The organism is Paraburkholderia kirstenboschensis, from assembly GCF_904848585.1.
GTDB lineage: Bacteria > Pseudomonadota > Gammaproteobacteria > Burkholderiales > Burkholderiaceae > Paraburkholderia > Paraburkholderia kirstenboschensis.
Genome location: NZ_CAJHCR010000090.1, coordinates 1 through 689 on the forward strand (window position 1 = coordinate 1; position 689 = coordinate 689).

Genomic DNA, 689 nt, shown 5'->3' on the forward strand with positions numbered 1-689 from the left:
CTCATAGTCGCGCCACGTCACGCCGTCCACACCAGCCGCCGCCTGCTTGCGCAGAGCATGGAAGCTCTCCACCAGCAGCGACGGTGTGACGTGATGCAACAATGCCGTGAAACGCAACTTCCGGTCCCGCCTTGCGGCTTCCCGTACGCCTTCGAGTCCCATCGACGCGCGTTTATCCCGGCTCTGAGTCCGGCACGCGGGGTTCCCGTCGGCGCTCCCTCTGGTTACACCCCTTCCCTCCATTGCCTCCGCTGGATCATCTCCTTTGTTCGGCAACTTCTTCGGTAATATGGGCGTATCCGACTTCTCACCGGCGTCGATGACTGGCTTACGGTCATTGACCTTCCCAGTCCCGTCCGGCCCAACCGCGCCGGACACCGATGAGATCTCGCTGCTTCCGTATGAAAGACTTCCCGACATGCACAGGGTCTCCGACCGCGCGGGACCAGCACACGGCTTGCGATTAGCGTCGTGTCCCGTATTGCCTTCCGCTTCGCTTAACAGCGTCGGCATCCCGAAGTAATTATTTCGCGGCTCAATGGCTGGCCTGTCGGTTTCCCCTGTCAACGCTTCGACCTGCACCTCACGATGCACGCCGCATGACTCGGGGCCAGAGTGATTCGCCACATCTTCTCCGTATTGAACTTTCATCAACTATCTTTCATCGGCTTTGCAGCCGCACTAAGCGC

Annotated in this window: 1 pseudogene; it reads right to left on the minus strand. The window is 60.1% G+C overall.

Going from position 1 to position 689, the window contains the following annotated elements:
* Positions 1 to 651, minus strand: a pseudogene (locus JMY24_RS38145) (hypothetical protein); the annotation flags it as partial.
* Between the last annotated feature and the right edge of the window lie 38 nt (positions 652 to 689).